Annotated in this window: 14 protein-coding genes, 1 tRNA gene and 1 pseudogene; 4 read left to right on the top strand and 12 right to left on the bottom strand. The window is 42.0% G+C overall.

Features of this window, described 5'->3' with window-relative positions:
• The first annotated feature begins 673 nt into the window (after window positions 1-673).
• Both VQ071_RS17475 and VQ071_RS17470 read left to right on the top strand, forming a co-directional pair.
• Window positions 674-1,651 carry a tyrosine-type recombinase/integrase gene (locus VQ071_RS17475; RefSeq protein WP_340515397.1) on the top strand — a complete coding sequence of 326 codons (978 nt, stop codon included), beginning with the start codon at window positions 674-676 and terminating at the stop codon, window positions 1,649-1,651.
• Window positions 1,644-2,618, top strand: a complete 975-nt coding sequence (locus tag VQ071_RS17470; RefSeq protein WP_340515396.1) for a tyrosine-type recombinase/integrase — start codon at window positions 1,644-1,646, stop codon at window positions 2,616-2,618. The genes VQ071_RS17475 and VQ071_RS17470 overlap by 8 nt, the downstream gene beginning before the upstream one ends.
• A gap of 675 nt (window positions 2,619-3,293) precedes the next feature.
• Here the strand turns inward: VQ071_RS17470 and VQ071_RS17465 are convergent.
• The 4 genes from VQ071_RS17465 to VQ071_RS17450 all read right to left on the bottom strand — a co-directional run bounded on the left by VQ071_RS17465 (window position 3,294) and on the right by VQ071_RS17450 (window position 9,389).
• Window positions 3,294-3,599, bottom strand: a complete 306-nt coding sequence (locus tag VQ071_RS17465) for a hypothetical protein (RefSeq protein ID WP_136372034.1) — start codon at window positions 3,597-3,599, stop codon at window positions 3,294-3,296.
• Window positions 3,600-4,079: 480 nt separating this feature from the next.
• Window positions 4,080-6,071 (bottom strand): ATP-dependent helicase, encoded by a 1,992-nt coding sequence (locus tag VQ071_RS17460; protein WP_136372033.1) that lies wholly within the window; start codon window positions 6,069-6,071, stop codon window positions 4,080-4,082.
• Window positions 6,064-8,055 (bottom strand): ATP-dependent nuclease, encoded by a 1,992-nt coding sequence (locus tag VQ071_RS17455; RefSeq protein ID WP_340515395.1) that lies wholly within the window; start codon window positions 8,053-8,055, stop codon window positions 6,064-6,066. Before VQ071_RS17455 ends, VQ071_RS17460 begins: the two co-directional genes overlap by 8 nt.
• 41 nt (window positions 8,056-8,096) lie before the next feature.
• A complete protein-coding gene (locus tag VQ071_RS17450; RefSeq protein WP_136372031.1) occupies window positions 8,097-9,389 on the bottom strand; it encodes an RES domain-containing protein in 1,293 nt (430 codons plus the stop codon).
• A gap of 1,360 nt (window positions 9,390-10,749) precedes the next feature.
• Between VQ071_RS17450 and VQ071_RS17445 the strand changes: the two genes are divergently transcribed.
• Window positions 10,750-11,730 (top strand): tyrosine-type recombinase/integrase, encoded by a 981-nt coding sequence (locus tag VQ071_RS17445; protein WP_340515394.1) that lies wholly within the window; start codon window positions 10,750-10,752, stop codon window positions 11,728-11,730.
• On the top strand, window positions 11,723-12,700 hold the full coding sequence (locus VQ071_RS17440) for a tyrosine-type recombinase/integrase (protein WP_168735811.1): 978 nt from the start codon (window positions 11,723-11,725) through the stop codon (window positions 12,698-12,700). The genes VQ071_RS17445 and VQ071_RS17440 overlap by 8 nt, the downstream gene beginning before the upstream one ends.
• Before the next feature lie 790 nt (window positions 12,701-13,490).
• Here VQ071_RS17440 and VQ071_RS17435 read toward each other — a convergent pair.
• From VQ071_RS17435 to ytxJ, 8 genes and pseudogenes are all read right to left on the bottom strand, one after another.
• Window positions 13,491-14,224: pseudogene (locus VQ071_RS17435) on the bottom strand (IS5 family transposase); the annotation flags it as partial.
• Window positions 14,225-14,428: 204 nt separating this feature from the next.
• Window positions 14,429-18,835: a hypothetical protein gene (locus VQ071_RS17430; RefSeq protein WP_340515393.1), complete on the bottom strand. Its 4,407-nt coding sequence runs from the start codon at window positions 18,833-18,835 to the stop codon at window positions 14,429-14,431.
• Entirely contained in the window at window positions 18,819-19,565 is a 747-nt protein-coding gene (locus VQ071_RS17425) for a DUF6063 family protein (protein WP_136372027.1), read from the bottom strand. Before VQ071_RS17425 ends, VQ071_RS17430 begins: the two co-directional genes overlap by 17 nt.
• Window positions 19,555-21,036, bottom strand: a complete 1,482-nt coding sequence (locus tag VQ071_RS17420; RefSeq protein ID WP_136372026.1) for a hypothetical protein — start codon at window positions 21,034-21,036, stop codon at window positions 19,555-19,557. The genes VQ071_RS17425 and VQ071_RS17420 overlap by 11 nt, the downstream gene beginning before the upstream one ends.
• Window positions 21,024-22,055, bottom strand: coding sequence for a Wadjet anti-phage system protein JetD domain-containing protein (locus VQ071_RS17415; protein WP_340515391.1), 1,032 nt, complete (start codon window positions 22,053-22,055; stop codon window positions 21,024-21,026). The genes VQ071_RS17420 and VQ071_RS17415 overlap by 13 nt, the downstream gene beginning before the upstream one ends.
• Window positions 22,056-23,067: 1,012 nt before the next feature.
• Window positions 23,068-23,349, bottom strand: a complete 282-nt coding sequence (locus VQ071_RS17410; protein WP_136372024.1) for a hypothetical protein — start codon at window positions 23,347-23,349, stop codon at window positions 23,068-23,070.
• Between the two features lie 123 nt (window positions 23,350-23,472).
• Window positions 23,473-23,559: transfer RNA gene (locus tag VQ071_RS17405), tRNA-Leu, on the bottom strand.
• Between the two features lie 398 nt (window positions 23,560-23,957).
• Complete coding sequence (ytxJ, locus tag VQ071_RS17400) at window positions 23,958-24,296, bottom strand: bacillithiol system redox-active protein YtxJ (RefSeq protein WP_340515390.1); 339 nt, start codon at window positions 24,294-24,296, stop codon at window positions 23,958-23,960.
• Between the last annotated feature and the right edge of the window lie 263 nt (window positions 24,297-24,559).

Below are 24,559 nucleotides of genomic sequence, written 5' to 3'. Positions count from 1 at the left end.
AAATACGCTTATACAAATAGCCGCGATGCGGCACCACCGCCTCGAGGCTGTTTTTCTCAAGCTATTATATAGTTCCATTTTATCGCATTTTACGACAAATTATCAAGATGTTTCCGTTATCAATTTGATGTATCCATCCCGTTACAATATACAATGAAGGGCATCTTTCACAAGAAGATGACCCCCACTTCGTTCATCTGCGGTTCCGCGATAAAAATGCCGCATCGTCACTATCAGCGATTGAACCTTAAAGGGACGATATAAATGCATCATTTTTTGCGGTTCCTTCATAAACTTAAAAAACGGCCCCGTTAAGTATACTCTTTTCCTATTGGAATTTTGCGATGGTCCATTTCTTAAAAACACAAAATAAAAACCCTTCCGAAGAAGGGTTTGATTGTAGGTATGATGCGGTCGAGAGGACTCGAACGACCACAATGTTTCCATTACTGGCACCTGAAGTCGGCGTGTCTGGCCCGAGACGCGCTAAATTCGGGACCGGGAGAAGCAGATGGAGTCAGGGTTCCTCATGAACGGGAGACGCGCCAGATTATTCGCCCAGTGGATTTCATTCGCCGAATCTGGCGCGGGAGAAAAGCGCGTCGACCGGATGATCCCCCTCTAATTCTCCATTCTGCTTCTCCCTCTATTTCCTGATTGGGGGGCCTTCTGTATGACGATTACGAGTCCAAGCACTATTCCCTACAACCTGCACGGCTTCCACCAACCTGAATTTCAAGATCAGGTTCGGCAATTTCTCCTTGCCGCCTCGCATCGCGGTTTATCTCCCCGAACGATCACGTACTATTTCTTCCACTTGTTGGGCTTGGAACGATTTTTTATCTCTCGCCAGATGCCGTTCCTCGCTTCCAACTGCGTGATGGTCCTTCGCGATTGGCTTCAACAATTGAACGAGCAAGGCTATGCCCGGCATTCCATTCGTGGCCGATTTTATACGTGTCGGCAATTTTTTCGATTCGCATTTCCGGATACAGCTGGAGAAAACTTCGCCATAGCCATGCCTTCGAATTCACAGGTCAGCCCTTACGAGCCCATCTGCTTCACGGAAGCGGAAGTGGAATGCATTCTTCATCAACCCAATCTCAGGCGATTCACGGGACTGCGGGACTACACCATGATGTTGTTATTGCTGGATACCGGTATTCGACTTGCCGAATTAAGCACCTTGCTTATTTCCGACCTGGACTTTCAGGACGGCTTTATTCGCATTGCCCAAGGAAAAGGAAACAAAAGCCGCTTCGTCCCCATGCAGAACACTTGCGCCGCGGCACTCCGCTCGTATCTGCGACTGCGCGGCGGACAGCAGCATGATGGCTTATGGATCTCAAGCAAAGGGCAACCCCTTCAGCCAGACACGATCAAGCAGTTGATTATCAAGCATTGCCATGACGCCGGTATAAGCGGTTCCGCCCATGCCTTCCGACGAACGATGGCCAAATCTTTAATGCATGGCGGTAATGCCTACGCTTTGCAAGCCCTTTTAGGACATAGCGACATCACCATGACCCGTCACTATGTGCCGCTCCAGCCCGCCGATGTACGCCATCGGCACGAAACAAGCAGCCCCGTCGAATCGCTTCTTCGTTATGTCCAGAAATGCAAAGAAGAAAGGAAGATGTCTCATGAATAGTCCCGTTAAACGTCGTACCAATCGCGTGTTCACTCAAACAGATCGGTCTTTTTCGACCCAACCTTCGAACGAGGAATGGATCAATCTTTTCCTCCAGGACTGCCGATCCCGGAACCTCAGCCAACGCTCCATTGCTTATTATGACAGCACGTTGCATTACCTGCTGCAGGTATTGGAAGAACAACAGCAATGCGCGGACTTTGATCAAATCACCGCCGATAACTTACAGCGTCACTTCCTCGGCTACATGCTTGAGAAACAGTTAGCCCCGCAAACGATCAACGGACGTCTGAGCTGCTGCCGGATCTTTTTTCGGTTTCTGCATCGAAACGGACACATCCCGACGAATCCGGCATCAGCCTTGACGTCTGTCAAAGCTCCCAAAGATGCGATCGCTACGTTTTCCAACGACGAACTCGTGCGGCTACTGAGACAACCGGATCAATCAACTTTCACCGGACTTCGTGATTACACGATCCTACTGTTGTTTCTGGATACAGGCATTCGCATTGGCGAGCTCCTCGGTTTGCGCATAGACGATCTCCATATGCACGAGATGGAGCTGAGGGTCATGGGAAAGGGAGCAAAGGAACGACGGGTTCCATTTCAGAAAACCTGCGCCAAAGCGCTTCGGGCTTATCTGGTCGAGCGTGGAGATCTGCCCACTCCCGCCTTATTTGTATCGATTGATAATCAGCCGCTGCAAATTCGATCTTTGCAGGATCGAATCCATGACTACGGCCTGATCGCGAAAATCACAGGCTTGCGGGTTTCTCCACATACCTTCCGACATACGATGGCAAAAATGTACATTCGTAATGGCGGCGATCCGTTTTCTTTGCAACTCATTCTCGGCCATTCCTGTTTGGACATGGTCCAGATGTATGTCCGACTTTTTAATAATGAGGTGCGAGAGCAGCATCAGAAGTACAGTCCAGTTGAACATGCTCAAACTCGAAGAAAATGATAAATGAATAGACGCTAGAGTGCCGGAGCGAACTGTTCAAGTCCGGCTCGCCGAGTGCTACCAGCATGAATCGCGCTAGGCGCTGCCATAGAAGGCTCATCGAAGTTGGATTCCTAAGTGATAAGAAGGCATTACAGTTCAAGGATCAAGACAAGCTTGCTATCGCCTTTCTCTACTGCGAACTGCCTGTAACATGGACAATTCGAGTGGCAACAGCACCAATTGATTCTCCTTAATAAACGCACGCAGTTGCTCTTCCGTCCATAATCCCATGTGTGCTCCCCAACCTTTCATCTCATTCCATTGTAATGGTTTGGGGAGTTTACACAATCTATTTTACAGACTCTCCTATTTTTTTGATCAGCCCTCACAGATGGAATTCCACCGTATTTGGAGCCATATATTTAACTTCTCCGCAATCTCTCTTCTTGTACAGCTCTGAAGTAGAAGATCCAGCACCTGCTTTTCAGTTGGCGTCAATCGATTTTCTCAAACGACCGATTTCTTGCCGAACATGTGCCGCGGCGACCGGATGAACAACGGATTAGTTCTCCTAAACTCGTAACGGGACCTTCAACACAAAAAAGCCGATACCCAGGAGGAAGGTATCAGTCTCTGTTGTCCACTATTTGCAAATGATCAGACTAATTGTTTGGAAAGAGATCAGAGAAAAAATCAGTGATCGATTGAAATTCCAGGATCGTCGTCAATAACACCGTACAGCAGATCAACACCGCGCGGTGTGAGTTTTGCCGCCATTTGATTTTCGTCTATTTGAATATGCTTTACTTCTATATATTCCTTGCCTTTACCCGCAAGATATAAAAAGTGATCTTGCACACTTCGCAACACACATGAGATTTGACGTTCTTTCAAATACGCATCTACAATTCGGTCATTGGTGTAATCAAACCCCTGATGCAAAAGCAATCGCAAAATAAACCCATTCACTTCTTTGAACTGATATTTGGCCACGTCCACGTCTGAACTCACCTTTTCTTCACATTATTTCTCATTATGCTGCACGACCCGAATTACCGTTACCTTCAATGAAACTGACCTTTTTCATTCTAATTCATACTTTTCGAAGACCAATTACTCGTCTGGTCGCCGGAACTACAATGGGTGTAGAATATACGCGAAAGAACAAAACATATTTTTACTCTCATCTCGGTTCCTCAAATTTCATTGTCCGTATCTCATAATATCGCTTTAGGCTCATTGGTCTAATCTAATGATCGTAGCAGCTTATCGCCGGAATGTCGCCGTTCACGTACTTTATCGGTGCATTAATAATCATCAATGACGTAAGCATTGACACTGGAATTTTTTCCACCGCGATTCAATAAACGCGCCTTCCATTGAATCGTTCCATTGCAAAGTTTGGCTTCCTCACCCCGTAATGTCTTTAACTCTCCAGCATCTTATATAACGAAAACTCATCTCTGCTAATACATAGAACTATTCAATTCTTTTAAATCCATAAGTCTCTAATTGCTTTCTGTCTTTTGCATTTAGTTTCGGTACAGCCCATATTAATGAATATTTAGCTCTAGTGCTTGCAACATATCCTATTCGTTTTGATTCGCCCTCCACTTCTATCCACTGTTTCCAATGCCCACCGATACTCTTCTGATCTTTACTCGAAACGACCATTACACTTTCAAAACCACAACCTTTAGCAGAGTGGATCGTATTAATTCTTATTGACGTAGGAGGCTCAAACATTGATATCGCGTCGATGGCACTTTCTGTTGTACCTGAAGGTGTACGTAAAATAGGAAAACTATTAAAATCACGCGGATTTTCATCATATTCTTTTAAACTTTTATATGTATTCAGCAAGATAGAAGGGAGTTGTTCCCTTGCTGTTTTATACCACTCACCATATTTTTTATTTTCAAAATTATTTATAAAAGAGTTTGAGCAACAGGCTTCAAGGAAATCCTTGATAAAAATCCGCCATCTGAATGCAGATTTAATATCAATTGGACAAAAATAATTATCTTTATTTTTAGATCCACCTAACCATTTTTGCAATTGCTTTCCTGCAAGCTCTAACGCCATTATTCTAGTTGATTGTTGCTTCGCTTTCCAAAGTTGAATTGCATCTAATATCAAGTGAATGCTTTTTTGAGCTGAACGAACTTGTAAATTTGATTTTAAAGAAAGTTGACGCACCAGAATAGAGGAGCTTTCAGGTTGGATATTGAATAGGTTTAAGAATGACGAATATTTTTCTTGAAGTACTTGTAAGTCATCATATTCGTAGTAACAAACACTATTGTCACTTAATTTATTATTGGTTCTTCCTGCTATTGTTGTTGTAATAGAAGATATACGATTTGATACATCAACAATCGGTTGACAGCTTCTAAAATTATCAGTTAATTTATAACAAATAAAGTTAGACAGGAACTCCTTTGTATATGTTGGGTTGGCATTCTTAAAATCGTAGATGGCTTGATTTAAATCACCAATAAAATGAAGTGTGCTTCCAGCATCTTTTAATTTCTTAAGGATTTGAATTTCGATCCATGATAAGTCCTGACACTCATCAACTATAATGATGGGAAACCTCTTGGATATGATTGAAGCTACTTTTATATTTTCTTGCAAAGCCTTGAAAGCAATGTTATTCATATCTTCAAAATTTGCAAATCCATCTTTTAAAAATTTAACTTTGTCACTAATGAGTTGTTTCTTTACGTATTCAATTTTATATAGCTCGTTATTATTATATTTATTTCGAGTATCTTGAACAAATTTCTGGAAGTTTTTTGAGTTATAGTACTCAGTAATAGTTAATTTGTAATTCTCGGAGAATTGTATATAGTAATCTTTTTTCTGATAATCATAATAAATTTGATTTGCGTAAATACTTTCTTGTTTTCCAGCTCCATAGACATATGGAATTTTTGACTTATAATTCTCGAGCCAATGATTTTTAAAAGTATCCATCATTTTATCAATCAACCGATAAGAAAAGTCTCCATTCCTCCCATTATTACCAAAAAATTTGTAGCCGAATTTTTGAGCAATAAATCCATGAAGAAATCCTGTTAGTGTCCCAATATTGTGAGGGTGTAATGAGGATAGTTTAGAAAATTGCTCAACGCGATTTTTTATTGTTTCTGTAGCTTCATTAGTGAACGTTAGTACAGCTATTCCGTTGTTTCTATCTGTCCATTTACTAATTTCATATGACATCTTCATCCCAACAACTTCGGTTTTCCCACTTCCAGCGCATGCCTCTAAAAAAATGTTCTGCTTAATTGAGGAAAATATATATTGCAACTGCTGTTCCGTCTTTTCTGAAATGCGGCAAATAAACCGATCTTCCTGTGACGATGATATCTTGTTTGGATTATGAGAACAACTGTCGCAATGAAGAGGGTGGTCTTTCCTGCATAAAACCTTTGACAGTACCTCTTGCATTTCTTCTTTAGTCATGTAAGTCACCACCACAAGACCAAATTACTGCATCCTCAATATATTTTGGGACATTTATCAGCTTGTTGATATTTTGCAATATTGCCGTCGAATTAGATTTATCTGAAGCAATTTTAAAAAGTTCATTATTGATTTGAGTTTCGATTATTTCTGCAAATTGTTGAGCATAAGTTCCTTTACCTACATTCTCATCGTCAATATGCTCAATAATAAACTTTGCATCTTCACTCAGAAGATTCTCATCAACGTACTTATTATCGTACTCAATAATTTTTTCGCAATCTTTACTTACCTTTCCATTTTCAATAGGCCACAAAATTTTAAGCGTTTGCGCCATTAATTTTGTGTTTTTTTCCATAGCAAGATCATATTCAAAAGTTTTTAATGGTGAATGAAATAATCGTGCCCACTTGCTTTTGTTAACATCTTCAATTAATGCAAGGGCGCTATTGTTTCCTTTTGAAGGATTACTGGAAAGTGGGTATGTCTCGATAAACTTTTTTTGGGGCTCTCCATCATCACTCAAAATTGGCATTCCATCTTGATCGAATAAAGGAATTTCCGTTTTCCCCGGATCATTATCAGTAATACCAGAACAACGGATTGGTAATTTTTCATCTCCCGAACTATTATCACAATCGGAGAACAACTTCAAAAAATGTTTAAAATTAATGCCATTTATATTTATAACTGAGACCCCCGCCTCTTCCAAGGAACTCGGCAATGGTTTTTTTGAAGTTTCACTTACTGAAATATTATATTTTGCCAGCGTTATTTGCGCTAGCACAGGAATTAACATAGCTTCACTGATACCTTCTACTAAAATGATTCCTTTTGAAAAAAGTAACGTTGATTTTGTAACATCTAACCATCGATTTAAATACCCTTTACTGTTGCTCATATTGATATCTTTCAAAGCAGTTGCAACAAACCTCTCATCCTTTTGCACGATATGAATTAAGTTGTCTATACTTATTGATGAGGCTAAAACAGGGGAATGTGTCGTAATGACCACTTGAGTATTATGCAACATATCTGTTAACTGTTTTAGGTACTTAATGAATTTTACTTGCAATTGAGGATGTAAATGAGCTTCAGGCTCCTCAATCAGTAATACCGTCACCAGGTTATTGTCTTTTAGCAACTCAAGTTCGGCGAATACTGTAGCGATATATAAAAGGTTGTTGTAGCCTAGACTATTTGTTGCAATATCTCTGAACTTATTGGGATCCGTCTCTCCGCTAAGAGGAAAAAACACCATTTTAATACTTTCAACCACTTTATTAAAGGTTGTCTCTGCAAACTGTAAATTGACACTTTGTCCAAGATGACTTCCCAAGGTTTCCACTAATTTTGTGTTTATGTTCTTTTTAGCTGCTTCTATTTCATTATAGTTCCCATCAGCATTACTGGTGATTATGTCGTTAAAACCTTTGACGCTATCGACAAGTTTCTCTTTATTATCACCATATTGCTTTTTTAGAAGCTGAGCAAGACGAGATTTTTTCCCGTTCACTAATTTCTCTTCAGCATCTCTTAATGGTGGAAAATAAATGCAATCAATACACTCGAAGGTTTCTTCTTCGAAAATACTTGCTTTTGATTGTCCTCCCCAAACTTCTTTTTTATAGTAGCCTTTCCGGTTGGGATTGGCATTTACTTCTAAATGGAGTTGTGCTTTGAACTCAGCATCACACCATGATAAGAAGGTTACTTCTTCATCTGGAGTTAATGAATCAAAGGTGATATCAATTTTAATATTTTCAGAAGAAACTTGTTTATCAAGCGATATAAAGAAGTCATCCTCCGATATGTTCATATATGAAAACTCATTTTCTTTGAGAATTAACCTCAATGCATTTATTATAGTGGTTTTCCCTGATCCATTCTCACCGACTAAAACATTAAGTCCTTTGTTAAATTTTATTTGTGAGGTTTCCTTCGCATTTTTATACCCAGCCACTTTTAGCTCAGATATATACATTACCCCACCTCTTTCTTAGCCTTTGAAATTTGATATACGTGCTAGAACTGAAAGGAATCTTCATTCCCTTTATGTTTTGTACTTTTAGCTTCTGTCTTCAGATTATATATAATTTCCACTTCAAAACTGACAACCTCAACAATTCGTATTTCATTGTTTTTATCAAAATTAAACAATGCATAGTTTGTATATTTTCTATCGCTTACACCTTGATAAGCCACACCATGAAATCCAATTTCAGCACAACAATTACCAATATAATTGGTTAGTAGATAAACCTTTTTCAAGGGCTTACTCTCTTCGTTTATCTCATTAAAAAAACCCTGGAAACTGTGATCAAACAACCCGATGTTAAACAACTTCAATTTTTTTCTCGTTTTAAAAAGAGCAATGTCAATATTTTCATCGTTTAACGGATGAATTTCATACGGGATGGCTTTCATTCGATTACTCAGATATAAAACGGATACGCCAACAGCATTATAACGTCCGTGCTGAGGCAATCCCTCAGGTGGATTCCAGATTTCCTCTTCTCCAAACACATGTTTCCTATCTTTTTTTCGTGCCCTTCCTCTAAAAAGTTGAGTCCCACTTCTTAATTCTATATAGTCTCTCTTTTCATAATGTTTTTGCAGAAGATCATATACTTTTTTCCCCGTTTCATGCTTATATGCCAGAAGAGGATATTTCAAAAGATGCTGTTTAAACTCATGGAGTTCCAGCCAACTAAGATCAATATTATATTTTTGGGCAAACTGAGAAAACTCAATAAAGTCAAAGTCATCTAATCCAAATACCGAAATTGTTTCATGTTCATCATAAACTTGATCATAGGATTCAAAAGTACCTCCATCCGGATTATGGGAGTAATCAATTGGTTCTTCACCGTAGTGGCAAGTTTGACATCGTAGATGTTCAAGTAGTAGCTTATGGAACTTCTCGTCTATTCCTTCTTCCCACAAAAAACTTTCAACAGTTTGTCCTGCGTTGTTTTCAATAAAATTACTTGGGTCTTCTTCATCTTTATTCCAACGATAAACATCATAATCAAGTTGCGCTCCGACACATTTAAAACACCCATGAATTTTTTTTGAAAGTTCGCCTCCAATTAACATGAAGATGGGTATTATCTTCTCTTCAAAATACTCTTCAGGATAATACTCAACGTAAGCATCAAGTTTTAAATTACACAGTAAACAGTTATACTTTGTTTTTTCTTTCCTTTCTCTTATGGTCCGTGGTCTTCTATTAATACTTACTTTTATATTTAGCCTGTTAATGACTTCAATTAGATCGTCAACACAACTCCTGCAAATTACGTAGTACTCGTTCATATTTTCCACTCGCCCATTTAGTAAAATTTAACATGGTACGTTATTTTTCATAATTCGACATATTTGATCAGAATCCTTTATTCCGGCTTATTCTTGTCTGTGAGATCGCACTGATAATTTGACGAGTCCGATGCGGGAGAAAGTGCGTCGATCGGATAGCCCCCACTAACTCCTATTCTGCTGCTCCCCTCATTTCCTTATTGGAGGGTCGCTTCCATACGAGTATTACGGGTCCAACCTCTACTCCCCACAATCTGCAGGGCTTCCATCAGCCAAGACCAGATTCGACAGTTTCTCCTTACCTCCTCTCATCGCGGTTTTATCTCCCTGAACGCTCACATATTATTCTTTCTAACGATTTATTATCTTTCATCAGATGCCGTTCCTCGATGTAAATGGCGAGAGCCACATTGTTTTTATGTCAAGGAATGCAAACTCCCCCTTCCGTCCCCCTCTCGAGGGAAACGCAGGGAGCACGCCCCTTGCACCCCGTCACTCGCCGTTTAGCAGGTCCAGCAAGGCTTTGCTGGACCATAGAAGAGGTGAGGACGAGAGATCGCCATTAAGGCTGAAATGAACACTTCGCGGCCTTGACTGGCTTACTATATACGGAATACAGAATTGTCGAATTTAGCGGTGGCTCTCCCGACTAACACAGTGGCCCTATTTCATTAACATTGTGGCTCTCACTCATCAACCGCGTGGCTCTGCCGCGCCGAAATAATCAACACCTGCACGCTGATTCTTCAACTGTCGGCACGCCCAATTGAACTCAATTGACATGCCACTAATGGACATGAATCGATAATCATTGTTTTGTGCTAAAAGCGAAAGATACCTCAATAAAGGAGCGGAAGTCCAAGACCGTTTTTCTCATTTGATATCGGCTACATTTGGACACAAGGATTCAATCTATAATCGACCTCCGCCTGATGAAACTCTGTATCTCATAAGTGACCCGTTCAACTTGTTATGTCTACCTAAGAAGGAATAGCTATTAATCCTCTTCTTGCACCTAAATCAATAGTTACGTATAACGCATAAAATATGAAGAGCCCTACAGAGATAATCTGTAGGGCTTCGTTTGAAGGTATGGTGCGGTCAAGAGGACTCGAACCTCCACGGTATTGCTACCACCGGCACCTGAAATCGGCGTGTCTGGCCCGAGACGCGCTAAATTCGGGGCTGGGAAATGCAGGTGGAGCAAGAGTTCTTCATGTTGGGGAGACGCGCCAGATTATTCGCCCAGTGGATTTCATTCGCCGAATCTGGCGCGGGAGAAAAGCGCGTCAACCGGACGATTCCCCTCTAAATCTCCATTCTGCTTCTCCCTCCATTTCCTGATTGGAGGGCCTTCTGTATGACGATTACGAGTCCAACCTCTACTCCCCACAACCTGCCGAGCTTCCACCAGCCTGAATTTCAAGACCAGGTTCGGCAGTTTCTCCTCGCCGCCTCGCATCGCGGTTTATCCCCCCAAACGATCACGTACTATTCCTTCCACTTGTTGGGCTTGGAACGATTTTTTATCTCTCGCCAGATGCCGTTCCTCGCTTCCAACTGCGTGATGGTCCTTCAGGATTGGCTTCAACAATTGAACGAGCAAGGCTATGCCCGGCATTCCATTCGTGGCCGATTTTATACGTGTCGGCAATTTTTTCGATTCGCATTTCCGGATACAGCTGGAGAAAACTTCGCCATAGCCATGCCTTCGAATTCACAGGTCAACCCTTACGAGCCCATCTGCTTCACGGAAGCGGAAGTCGAACGGATTTTTCATCAACCCGATCTCCGGCGATTCACGGGACTGCGGGACTACACCATGATGTTGTTATTGCTGGATACCGGTATTCGACTTGCCGAATTAAGCACCTTGCTTATTTCCGACCTGGACTTTCAGGACGGCTTTATTCGCATTGCCCAAGGAAAAGGAAACAAAAGCCGCTTCGTCCCCATGCAGAACACTTGCGCCGCGGCACTCCGCTCGTATCTGCGACTGCGCGGCGGGCAGCAGCATGATGGCTTATGGATCTCAAGCAAAGGGCAACCCCTTCAGCCAGACACGATCAAGCAGTTGATTATCAAGCACTGCCATGACGCCGGTGTACCCGGTTCCGCCCATGCCTTCCGACGAACGATGGCCAAATCTTTTTTAATGCATGGCGGTAATGCCTACGCTTTGCAAGCCCTTTTAGGACATAGCGACATCACCATGACCCGTCAATATGTGCCGCTCCAGCCCGCCGATGTACGCCATTGGCACGAAACATGCAGCCCCGTCGAATCGCTTCTCCGTTATGCTCAGGAATGCAAAGAAGAAAGGAAGATGTCTCGTGAATAGTCCCGTTAAACGTCGTACCAATCGTGTGTCCACCCAAACGGATCGGTCTTTCTCGGCCAAAGCATCGAACGAGGAATGGATTGATCTTTTCCTCCAGGATTGCCGATCCCGGAACCTCAGCCAGCGTTCCATTGCTTATTATGACAGCACATTGCGTTACCTGCTGCAGGTATTGGAAGAACAACAGCAATGCGCGGACTTTGATCAAATCACAGCTGATAACTTGCAGCGTCATTTCCTCGGCTACATGCTGGGGAAGCAACTGGCCCCGCAAACGATAAATGGGCGTCTAAGTTGCTGCCGGATCTTTTTTCGGTTTCTGCACCAGCATCAGCACATCCCGACGAATCCGGCATCAGCCTTGACGTCTGTCAAAGCTCCCAAAGATGCGATCGCTACGTTTTCCCAAAACGAACTTGTGCGGTTACTGCGACAGCCGGATCAATCCACTTTCACCGGGCTTCGCGATTACACCATCCTGCTGCTATTGCTGGATACAGGCATTCGTATTGGCGAACTCCTCGGTTTGCGCGTAAACGATCTCCATATGCAAGAAAGGGAGCTGCGCGTTATGGGAAAGGGAGCAAAAGAACGACGGGTTCCGTTCCAGAAAACCTGCGCCAAATCGCTTCGATCTTATCTGGCCGAACGTGGGAATCTGCCCACTCCGGCATTGTTTGTTTCGATTGATAATCAACCGCTGCAAATCCGCTCCTTGCAAGAGCGAATTCATGACTATGGCCTGATGGCGAAAGTTACGGGCGTGCGGGTTTCCCCACATACCTTCCGCCACACGATGGCCAAAATGTACATTCGAAATGGCGGCGATCCTTTTTCTTTGCAACTCATTCTCGGCCATTCTTGCCTGGACATGGTTCAGATATATGTTCGACTTTTTAACAATGAGGTGCGGGAGCAGCATCGGAAATACAGCCCTGTTGAACATGCTCAGATTCGAAGAAGGCGATAACTGTTCATGTGTGGCTCGCCGAGTGCTACCAGCATAAAACGCACTCGGCGCTGACACAGAAATGCTCATCGAAGTCGGTATTCCTAAGTGACAATATACGCCGTTGTTTCCTCCCGGCTCAGGTAATAGGGGCTATAAATTCCTTTATGTCAGATACACTTACCCATACCCCAAATTTTTCGCCGTCACTTAGGATACGGTTCACCTCGTTTGGGGCTTCGGCAACGAAATACAAAAAAGAGGGGTGGCCTGCCCCTCTTCCGCGTTACGCGCCTATTTCCACAGTCGTTCAATCAGGATAAGCAACAAGCCCACAGTCAGGCCAGTTGCCACCTCAATCAAATACTGCTTGAAATGACCGCGTTTCTTACTTTTGTTCTTTCTTGTTCTTCGAATACGCATCCTCCATGGGTTCATGGGGTACGTACCAAGACTAGAGCAGAACGTAATTTTCAATTATACCTTGTAGAGAATGCATTACCTGCTCTTCAAAAATACCTATTGACCAAAAATTCTCCTGGTCTTCTCCTTCACTCGTTACGAGTGCATGTACCAAGCTTAGCCTGGTATTCGTCAAACCTTGAATGAACAATTTAGCTGACTCACGTTATTATGAGTCGCTCCTTATACTGCACTAGCCTACGGAACTTACCCGTAGTTTAGTGTGGAGCACAAGCCCCTCTTACATTATATTCCTCATTTTATCCACATGCAACATAGCCTGACACTCCAATACTTTTTTTTAGAAAATGAGCATTCAAGAGATTTTCCTAGGGCGTGTATTCAAACCTCAGGCCAACCAAACCATGGAAGCCGCCAGCTTTAAAAAGGCCATGAAGGTCCGCGCTAATTTGTCGTATCGGGTTGCCAATCGCCGATTGTGCTTCAGCTTATTAAAGAGGCATTCGACCAGATGCCGTTCTTTAAACAAGTACCAATCGGTCGTTCGTTGAACGGTGCGATGTTTACGGCTAGGAATGACCGCATTCGACTGCTTTTCATCCAATAGTTCGATAATCTTGTCGGTGTCATAGCCGCGGTCGGCCAACACATTTTGACCTTTAAGATCCAAGGTTAGCAAAATCTCATAGCCCACGACACAATCGTTGATGTTGCCTGCCGTCACTTCGAATTGAAGCGGATTGCCGAGGGCATCCACCACCGCATGAATCTTGGTGGTCAAGCCTCCTCGGGATCGTCCGATGGCTTGAAATTGCTGCCCCCTTTTGCCCCCGCGCCGTGCTGGTGAACACGGACGATGGAGGCATCCATCATCGTACTTTCCGAATCGGGCTCGGCAGCGAGCGTCTCCAGCATCCGGTCAAATATCCCGGCCTTCTCCCAGCGGCGGAATCGGGTGTAAATGCTGCTCCAGGGGCCATAATAGTCTGGCAAATCCCGCCAGGCTGCTCCTGAACGGATCACCCAGAGCATCCCATTGAGCATATGGCGGTTGTCGATGGCCGGGCGTCCGCCTTGGGGTTTCCGTTCCGGCGGCAAGAGGTCTTTGAGGCTTTCCCATTGATCATCACGGATCTCGTATCGTCTTCTCATATGAAAAGTTTACCGGATTCTAGCCCTTTTCGATAGTTTGAATACACGCCCTAGTCCTATTCAATACGAATGCAACTTTTCTCTTTGCATTGAAATATTAGCTTTATTCAGCTTGAGGGATTCCATGGGATCTAAGAGAACAAAAAAACAAGTTGCCGAATCATTTTCTTTAATTTAAAACATTTGGAGTTGTTGTATCTTCTCTACTTTGCCAAGCCTCTCCAAAACTATAGGTTCCTTATCCTCAAAATAAGCGTGACGGATTTCCTGATCGTATTTTATTATCGACGTTCCCCCATCTTTCGCATTACGGAGGCGACAACTATAAATAATAGGGAAGTAATCCCTTAGAAACTTACCTTCAGTATGAGCGGTTAGTGCAATGATTTGGTATCCGAGTTGATTCGCAATAAAAAAAACAGGTTCTAAAACATGGTCACTGGAAGCCTTGCCGAAGGGATTATCCAGAATAGCTGACCTGTTATTCATTTTTGTCTTGGTAACATATTGCCGTTTTTCCGATAGATAACTTTGAATTCCTAAAAAAAGAGCCATGTTTTTACTCCATTTTTCGCCACCTGACCATAAATTGGAGGTAGTCCACTCTTCGAGTGCGTGACTTACTCGATTGTCATTGGAAACTTTGCGAACCTGGACTTTAATGGGATGCTCGCTAATTTTCATTAAAAGGTGTCTCGGGTGCAACCATTTTTCAATGTCTCGACGAACTTTTGTGGTATCTTCGATCCCTTCGTCTGTTTTATATTCGTCTCCGGTCAATCGCTCACTTATCCACTCAACATGGCGAAACAATCGTTCTCGGGCAAAGTCTTCCTCCCACGTTGGAGTTGTAATTACAATGATGGATTTATAAGCGTCTTCCACTTTGACTCTCGTCATCTTTTCAATATTGCCAAGTTCATCACGCACTGTAGTCATGTACGTATGTAACTGCTGAATAAAATGTTTTAAATCCTGATTAAATTCTTGCATCCCTTGCTCCGCAATCAAGGTAGCACGCGCTACACGTTCCTTCATTCCGCGTTCCCATTCTCTCAATTCTTGATACGTACTTCGCTGCCGAATTCCATTAAGCGCTGCCTGACGCAATTTCTCGTTTTTAATCTTAAACTCCACAAATCGTTCAAATTTTTGACGCTCCCTTTCGACCCCTTGCTTTTCAAGCGTCACCCGTTTATAAATGTCCTCTATCTGTTTTAGGAATTCAAGCACGAATTGCTCCTTATTTAAATTAAACTCGTTCCGTCTTTCCGTGGGAAAAACAATTTGCCGGACACGTTCAGATAGAAATTCATATCTAATATTCTGTTTGTCCATATGATTCAGCATTTTTTTCAATTCTTCCATTGCTGTTCTAGTTATTTGTTCCTCCTTTTCCAAAAAAGAACGTTGAGATAAGAGCCGCTTTCCTTTTTCAATCAGGTGGGTTTCAACCATATCCAACGGATCACTAAAGGAATGGATTGGTCCTTTATGTCCTTTATGATAAGCATCAATTTTTTCACTTAATCTTGCTTCTACTTCTCTTTTTTTTAATTCCGCTTCCTTAAAGGATATATGTTTATCTTCCATAAGATTTGTCAGCCCACTTAATTTGGACGCTGCCTGTTGAATACGAATTTGTCCGTCAGCCGGAAACTCCTGGTCGGGAAGTTCAATTTTATACTCCGCTAGTTTTATTATTTGCTGTTTGATCTCCTCCTGATATTGGAAAATCCGTCTTTCAATTGCGCTTTTTTCTTTCTCAACCTCCAGCAGCATCTCCTTTAGTAAAATACGAGTTTGTTTAAGCGCTGCTTCCGAGTTTTCTGCCGGCATCGACTTTTCTATCTTTTTCAACTCTAGGAAAAGCTCTTCACCTTTTAATTCACTAATCAGATCGTATACAGCCTCACGGTTACTTTCCAGTTCTTCCAGTAGTTCAACCAAAGATTTCTGTTCTTTTTTCATTCGATCTATCATTAATTGAGCAATTTTCATTTCCTCGCTGCATGCTTTAAGTTGAATATTAATCGTCTGTAGTTCTTTCACTTTATTTTGCCACTCTGCAGCTTTACGCATTTTATACTCTAACTTACGAATAAAATCGGATAACCACTGTCTTTTTTCCGCTATCGTTACTATCACTTTTTCGTTTTCGGCTAAGCTGGTATCTAATTGAACAATCTCCCCACGGAGTTGACGCAGCTTCTCTTCGCATTGCTTTTTCTGTTCAACCCGTTCTTTATATACTTTATATGAATTACGTTGAAGGAAACGTTTAAGATCATCCATCATCCTTATAATGCCGTTCAACTCAAACTCACAATGCTTTACATTGTCGGCTGCTGCCTTTGCATGATCCGCAATTTTTTGCTTCCATAGTTCAAAGCCTGACGTTTCTAACACATCCGGCCAATAAGACGGTGTCACTGTTTGATAAATAAATGGTTGTTCGGCAAGTGTCCTGGCTTCATAAACAGAAAGTACTATTACTGGAAAAGTAAGCTCGCTAGCAGAATCTTCAAGTTTCTTTTCAATTATGTGCTTATTCTCAGGTTGGACCACAATACTCATCTGCCAAAACGGAAAACGAACAAATAATTCCTGCTTGTTTAGTTGCGTTTCACGTAATAATCTTTCAGCAAAATCCGTTCCGCTTTCGACAGGATAATCGATTTGTCTGATCCACTGGCGAATCCAAGGGTCAGCCGTAAAGACATCCAAATCACCGTATGAATCCTGCAAACGGCTAGCAACCCGTTCCTTTAGCCGCGCGCTTTCTAGCGTTTTTTTCTTCTTTGTCTCCTCAATTTCAAGCGACATCACAATTTTGTCCTGCTCCAAATAAACATCCGAAACATTTCTCAGTGCATACAAACCACGTAAATCCGTAAGGAGTTGTTCTTGCTCTTGAATGACCCTCTTCACAACATTTTCCGCATCCTGATGTGAAAGCTCTGTGACCCTTATATCTTCACGAAGAAAACCGATCAATTCAAGATTTTCTTCTTTCTCCTTTTGAGCCTTCTGCTCTAGCGCTTTCTGCTCAACAAGTTCTTTTTGAACTTGCTCCAGTTTGTTTATCCAGACGACTAACTCGCTTTCTACGAGTTGCTGGCTGTTTTCCAAAATTTCAAGTTCAATGCGTTCCTTCTGCTTTACCAGCTCATCGGTTAATACAGAGAACTTTACCGTTTGTTTATCGAGTTCAATCAATTGAGCATGCTTACTCTCAATATCCTGATCTAATTTCGTTTTTTCTTGTTTGGTATTCTCGATCTGACGTTTAACCGCCTCATACTCTCTCCCTAAGTAGTGCTCCTTGTCTTCATACACATCTTTTAATTGAGCTAGCGTGACCTGCAGCTGTTCCTTTAACTCCGATTCGTCATGCTCTTCATCTAATGATTTCAGACGCAGTTCCTCTGCCTGTAACTGAGCTGTTTTGCGATCATAATCCTGTTTGTCTCGTAAATACTTTAATTTTTCCAATTCATGCTGTACTTTGAGTTGCTCGGTTTTAATCGTTTCATAAGCAGTTCTTGACTCAAGAAAGTACCGATTCGCTTGTTCTTCCTTAATAGTCAAGTCAGCAATAGCAAGCGACGCATGCTCTTGCTCGAGTATCTTTTCTTCCTCTATTAGACTCTCTAGTTGCTTTTGTAGCGTGCTATATCTTTCATCCGCTTCCACTTTTTGAGCAGAGGTGTAAGAATATATTGCCTTCATTTGCTCGTAATATTTATTTTCTTCTTGCTTTAATTGATCCAGCCGTTCGAAACCAATCATCATACCTGCCAATTCTGATTCAATCCGTATATTTTCTTCAATCTGTTCCTTAAGCTGCTTATTCTTTCGAAAATTATCCCGATTCCCTTCGAACAAATCAGTAAATCCCCCAACACCATGTCCACCGATTGCTTTTTGTACGGAAGGAATAAGCAATCGATTCACCAGGTCAGAGGTGGTTTTGCAATTCTCAAAGAATGCCTCTACGTCGCCTTCACCGCTATTAATCGTAGCAAGCGAATCCCATTCAGTTTCAACGATTTTAAAATGCTTTTCCAAATAAGCGCGATAGCTTTCAATGGTTGAAAATGTTTTTGCCGTAAGATGCTTTCGGCTCATTCCTATATAGTAATCATTTATTTCCCCGGCAGAAGCGGGGCGCAGATTTTCTCTCGAATCCGGAACTGAGAATGGTATTTTCTCGATAGCTCCTTCGTCATTTGTTGTATAGGTATAAACGTATTTATGAGAGTCAAGTCTTTCATTTCGAAGAAACAAGGTGACCGCAGTAACCGCATATTGTCTTGGCTTGTCCTGTAAAATCCATTCAATAGCAATATGCGCATGAGCGCCGCTTAATGTTAGCGTTTGGAGCAACTTACGGTCTGCCAGGTTAGTATGGGGAATCACTGCCTGGAGAGCCGTTTGAATAAATACCGTCTTTCCTCCTCCATTTTCCAATAATATTGCGGCATTATGACCATCGAAACGAAAAGTTTCATCATTATATCGTTTTCCGCCGCCCTCATATACAACATTAGCAAATCTAATTTTAGATATTGCCGGCATTCTCGTTCTCCTTTCGACCATCATATTGATACATGAACTGTAAAATGCCCCGATTGTATTGTGTCTCCATAAAGTAGCGCTGAACAATGATCTGAGCTTTCTCGGTCAGCGTATACTCATCATCGCCAATTTCCATCAATATCTGTTGTTTTTTCATAAACTCACATGTTTTGTACAAGAAACTGATTCGTGTAACTGTTCGCCCAGCTTGTCTGAAGGAGGATTCTCGAATATCATTTAATGCGTCCCATTTCTGGATAATCGCGATCCAATTGCAGTCAAAATCCTTCTCGTAACGCAAAAGCGCTTCTTCTCCATGCTCACGCAACGTCTCTATCCGTTCTCCAACTTTGTCCAGCCATTCATCAACAGTTAAAAAATCACGCTGGATATTGGAAGATTGATAACTGCAATAAAATTCGCCTATAAAAATCAAAATGCATAAATACATCATATACACATCAGCATTTGTAGCATTCACGCCAAGTTCGCGACGTACTTCTTCCATTTTTAAATGAAATGGAGAGAAACCTGTCTTCGGAATGAGGTACAATATATCTCCAGCTTGCACAATTACACTGTCGACTCGCCAAGCGAATTGTTCGGTCAAACTACGAACATCGTCATTCAATAAATAAGGTTCAATCTCCTTCCCAGACTGTTCCCCATTACCCATTAATGCTGCAAATATCTCAAATGCCTGCATCACTGCCTGCTCATTATATCTCACGTTCTTTCAGTCTCCGTTCCACACGCATATTCTGAATGGCAAATCGAGGCGCGGGCTGAATGACTCCTATGCATTCGGTTACAACAAGAACATCACCTTCTAGTTGCACAAGCGCCCCATTCATAACATCTCCGTCTCGATCTGGCTCCCACCTTGCTGGGGAACGCTGATGCAGGACTAGCCAGAAATCATAGTAAGATCGATGGTTCACAATATGTGATGGAAGCAACTCACTGAGTTCCTTGAGTTCGATTTCACGACTTTCCTTCATAATCTCCAGAACTTGTTTCATAATAAGTGAGAAATTTTTTTGTTGTATCTGTCGATTTTGTTCAACCTGCTCATCGTCCACTTCTGGGTAACCATAGTTCGTTGGCTCCTGATTGAAGGAAGAACTTCTTTGTTTATCAAAGACCGTCAAAAGTGACCAACTTCTGTGCCGATGTAACGATGTGAAAGTTGTAGCTAACCCCTTAGCCGCGAGAGGAGGCAATGGAGAAGAGACAAGTCGTGATACAATTTCATGATCGAAATGAAAAGTTTGTAATCCAATGGAATAAAGCGCCTGTTTAGCCGAATCAAATGCTTTGTTCTTTAATTGAATAGCCTCTTTGAGTAACAATTGGTGCAAATGATGGACCTCGCCTAATTCTTTGGAGATTTGCAATAGTTGCTCATAAGCTTTCAAATCTTTGGATGTTTGCAAATCAGCACTTTGCTTTTGAGTCGTATCCATGACAAAATTGTACAATTCTTTGAACTCTTCGTCTTCTCTCACCAAACGTGAGTGAGTGTCTTTAACGATTTGCAAAAATTTCTGATAAGTCTCATCTGATACGATATTTCTAACGACATCCATTCCAAGCCGACGCATCTGTTCCCGGATCACTTCTACGGCAATTCTCATTTCGTGTATTTCAGTTAGAGCGTTGACAAATTCGCCTTTTTCAAGTTGCTTACGAATAAGAAGTTGATTAATGGAAATTCGAAACTCGCTGTAATACTCTTTAGTAGCAAAAATAAGCTCGATTCCCGCTTCATCCAACGTATAATATTGCCGATTTTCAGATTTATCAAATCCAGCTGTCTTTAGAATAGAAAAGGAATATGTTTCGGTTATCCTTGTCTCCCAATCCCAATACTGTTCCTCTTGTCTTTTCCCTGTTGGATCACGGTACGTTTGAACAATGGTTTCTGCAATTTGATGAAAACGTGAGCGACTAAGTTGCAAGCGTTTTCCGCAGATACTATACAAAAAATCTGATAATTCAGGAACACCTTTTTTAAATTGGCGTTGAAGCATACATTCAAAAAAGAAAAGAAGCGATAACAAGCCCATAGAAAACCAATCCACGTTTTCATCTTCTTCATTTCTCTTTCGATACTTTAATCGAAATAAAGGGTCCATTATAGCTAGCCGTTTTACTCGTTCACCGTATCCTTTGATAGCATCATCCATTACTCTTTCCATGAGTGCCTCCATATTTCACGAAGTTCATCAGCTTTTAAAGCCTCTTGCGGGTAATAGCCGCCCTTTGCTAGCATCTGACGGACCTTGTCCTGTTCATGTGCCAGAAAAAATCTGACAAAATTGTTTTCTGCCTCATGATTATGCCGTTGATTCTGTTTGCCGTAAGTAAAATCTTTTTCAAGGAGCGCACGATAAAAAATCAAACAAGGTGGAGCAAATCGTCTATGATGAAGGCTATTCCAAATCGTAATACCCTCACGATCCAGATCTCCAAAATATAAAAGCCGATGCGTTCGATCCGGCATATTCAATTGTTCTTCCAATTTCATAATACTAGATAAAAAGCTTTTTCCTGATCCATAAATTAAGGTTGTATACGGTGACTCTACAAGACAAGTAGAAAGCGCGGCGTACACTGCCTTATTTTCTACAATCAAATGAATATGCTCAGCCGATGCCATTTGCGAAGGATTTATAGCAAACATTAGTGGTTCTGGTATAGAGACAATTCGCAGTGACGAGTAGATCCCTACTCGTTCCAAAAAAGCACGGCCTCCCCCTTCATCGATCCATTTTTCATCGCCTGCAAGTTCATAGGAACGTTCAGAGGAGAATGCCTCCTTGTCCGGAAGTCCCTTTTCGTTTATATATTTATTTAACCGATTGATTAATTCCTGATCGTTCTCCCAGGTCTCAAGAGACAAAGTAAAATAGCATGATAAATTAATCAGAGGGTGTATTTGTAATTGTTTTATACGGATTTGCTCCTGCAGCGGTTTATTTAAATCTTGTTTTTGTATGCGAAAGGCATGAGCAAGGCCATGATGATTGATGCCATGTGATTTAATCGGTTTAAGAAGCTCTTCCATTTCTAACTGCCTTATGGCTGCAAAGAATATATCGTATTCCACCTCTCCTTCGAAAAGATTTTCAAGCTGACGGAGTTTAATTGTTTTCACTTGTATATTGGAGAGTTCCAGTTTGATTTTTTCGCACAATAATTCATTTGATCTATACATTGTCCATTCACCTTCTGACTATCCTTCATTGGAATCATTTGGTATAGTCATATTTTATCAAAAAAACTCAAATTAATCATATGCTTTTTCTACATGTTTCTCTATGTTAGAGTAGCCATCATTCTGCTCCCTACTAAGATCGGGGGTATTACGCTCCAACATCCAACGAAGTGCTATAGTTACGACAGTACCTGCACTCTTTGCCACCTATATCTAAAATGCAAGTAATCGGCATTACCAAAGCTTCACTGCGGAAGTTCTGCGGCGAGGCAACGTTCCCTTTGACTGCATGCTGAAGAAGCAAAGTTGCCAAACAATTAAACAATTCGTAATGCTTCTAAATCCTTTTCTAGTTCCTGCATCGGCCATAGCAATCTCTGACAAATTCAGCAACACACCATCTATTTATAATGTCATATTTCCTTTACATTTTTGTCATCTCTGCAGTTTACTTGGGTTATTCCCCCTAGATATTATCCAGACGAGACGCAAGTCGTTACTTTATACTGGAGCAGCATCGGCTTCACAGAAAGCGATAAACAAAAAAAGAGGCCAGGACAGGTCATTGCCCATCCGGCATCTCTTTTTATTGTAAGGCTTTACGAAACAACATCATCTACAGATTAACTTTTCCTGAAGCCTGGAGCAACGAATCTAATTTAGCGGAAGCACTCTTAATAATAGGCACTGAGCATTCCAAAATGTCATCCCCATAAACAAGAATAAACCTACTTCATTCCAGGTGCTTTTATGGCTCTCACTCGAATGATATCTTCCATCCTGTTGTAAACATAATATACTTTGTAGCCCATCACTACAATACGACGTGTATTCGCCCATGACCCCCGATCATATTCACGATAACCTTCATGTGGAGCGATTACAGAAAGACGAGCATGTATCGAATGAATGAGCTTGATTTGAAATTCTTCTGTTTCCTGTCGAGAAAAAAGCAGACTTTGTATGGTAGCAATCCGCTTCAAAACTTGCTCGGAAAAAGTCACCCGTCGCATTATTCCGCATGGAACTCCTGAATATATTTAATGGCCTCTTCAACCGAATAGTTACGACCGGCCTTTTCATCCTCTTCGGAATCCTTCAACATGGTTTGAAGTTCCGGGTCAGACTCAATTTCTTTTATAATCTCGCGCTGATCGTGCGGAACAGAGGAGATAACCGTCAACTTGACTTCCGTACCCAGTACGTCGGCAATAACTTCATCCTCGTTATGAATCAGGCTCCAAAGCTTCTCCTGAAGTTGATTGTCCAGCGTTATTTTTTTTATTCCGGCCATATATCCGTCACCTCAAACCCATTATAACAGATGATGAATTTTAATTCCTTTATAATTTGAGATTACAGTACTGTAATACACAAAATAAAAACCCTTCCCGAAAGAAGAGTTTGTTTGAAGGTATGGTGCGGTCAAGAGGACTCGAACCTCCACGGTATTGCTACCACCGGCACCTGAAGCCGGCGCGTCTGCCAATTCCACCATGACCGCATATAAAATTGTTGCTTGACTCTCTTCCCCCGGAGAGTTACTGTCGACACACCAGCCGCGCCTATGTCGGCCGCACTAAAGATTTCTTTAGCGGGGTGCGCTAAACTTTTGAGGGAAATTTCATGATTGGTGCGCCTTGCGACTGTTTGGCGCGCTGCTCATTTTGCAAGAACCCAATCACCGTGCGGGCTGAGTACCGGTTGAAGCGTTAAATTGTGGGCGCGCTAAAACCTGAATCCAGCGCGTCTGCCAATTCCGCCACGACCGCATAAGGTGTGCTGTACTGCCGATGATTCGGCATCAGCGAGAAATAATATACCATGCGGCAGGCCATACAGTCAAGTATTCTTTTTAGAAAAGCTGCCGCACTCCAAGCCGAGTACCGGCAATCACCGAAGTTAGTCCAACACGGCCGTCATATGCGCTTTGGTGACCGCCCAGTGCGTAGCGCTCCAATATTTAGCCTTATCCTTCATATAAATAATTTGCGGCGATTCGTGTTTGACATTCAGGTCCTCCGCGATCTGATTCGATACGGCGCGGGATTCAATGACCTTGACCAGCGTATAGTCCACGTCCGGATTCGGCGTACCATTCAAATATTGCTCGTATTCATGAAGCGCATTGGCGCTGACGGGACAGGTCGTACTATGCTTTAAAATAACCTGTCCGCGTTCGGCGGATTTAGCTACAAGCGAATGCCACTCGTCGGCAGTTGATATTTCTCTCCAGGTCATCGTCGTACCTTCTTTCTTTTATTGGCAATCGAGTAATAGCTTGAATTGTATCATATCCGATCGACCGCAGCCAGGCTAACCGCAACCTAGCAATCCAAAGGAAACAATCCTATTCAACCTATGATATCGTCAGCATCTAGTAGAACGCTCCAGAATTAACGCTCTAACCCGTACGACCATCGAAACGGAACCGGATTCTGGTTCACTTCCTCAAGATATCGCTCGATCCGTCGTTTGAGTTCGTCCTTTGATTTCACTCGAAT

The organism is Cohnella sp. 56, assembly GCF_037963805.1.
GTDB lineage: Bacteria > Bacillota > Bacilli > Paenibacillales > Paenibacillaceae > Cohnella.
The sequence above is the reverse complement of the archived record's forward strand: the minus strand, read 5'-3'. Positions and strand labels throughout refer to the sequence as shown.

Excerpts from the sequence above, each read along its gene's own strand:
- VQ071_RS17475 (WP_340515397.1), top strand. The coding sequence starts at position 674 with ATGACGATTACGAGTCCAAGCACTATTCCCTACAACCTGCACGGCTTC.
- VQ071_RS17470 (WP_340515396.1), top strand. The coding sequence starts at position 1,644 with ATGAATAGTCCCGTTAAACGTCGTACCAATCGCGTGTTCACTCAAACA.
- VQ071_RS17460 (WP_136372033.1), bottom strand. The coding sequence starts at position 6,071 with ATGACTAAAGAAGAAATGCAAGAGGTACTGTCAAAGGTTTTATGCAGG.
- VQ071_RS17455 (WP_340515395.1), bottom strand. The coding sequence starts at position 8,055 with ATGTATATATCTGAGCTAAAAGTGGCTGGGTATAAAAATGCGAAGGAA.
- VQ071_RS17450 (WP_136372031.1), bottom strand. The coding sequence starts at position 9,389 with ATGAACGAGTACTACGTAATTTGCAGGAGTTGTGTTGACGATCTAATT.
- VQ071_RS17445 (WP_340515394.1), top strand. The coding sequence starts at position 10,750 with ATGACGATTACGAGTCCAACCTCTACTCCCCACAACCTGCCGAGCTTC.
- VQ071_RS17430 (WP_340515393.1), bottom strand. The coding sequence starts at position 18,835 with ATGCCGGCAATATCTAAAATTAGATTTGCTAATGTTGTATATGAGGGC.
- VQ071_RS17420 (WP_136372026.1), bottom strand. The coding sequence starts at position 21,036 with ATGGAAAGAGTAATGGATGATGCTATCAAAGGATACGGTGAACGAGTA.
- VQ071_RS17415 (WP_340515391.1), bottom strand. The coding sequence starts at position 22,055 with ATGTATAGATCAAATGAATTATTGTGCGAAAAAATCAAACTGGAACTC.
- VQ071_RS17410 (WP_136372024.1), bottom strand. The coding sequence starts at position 23,349 with ATGGCCGGAATAAAAAAAATAACGCTGGACAATCAACTTCAGGAGAAG.
- ytxJ (WP_340515390.1), bottom strand. The coding sequence starts at position 24,296 with ATGACCTGGAGAGAAATATCAACTGCCGACGAGTGGCATTCGCTTGTA.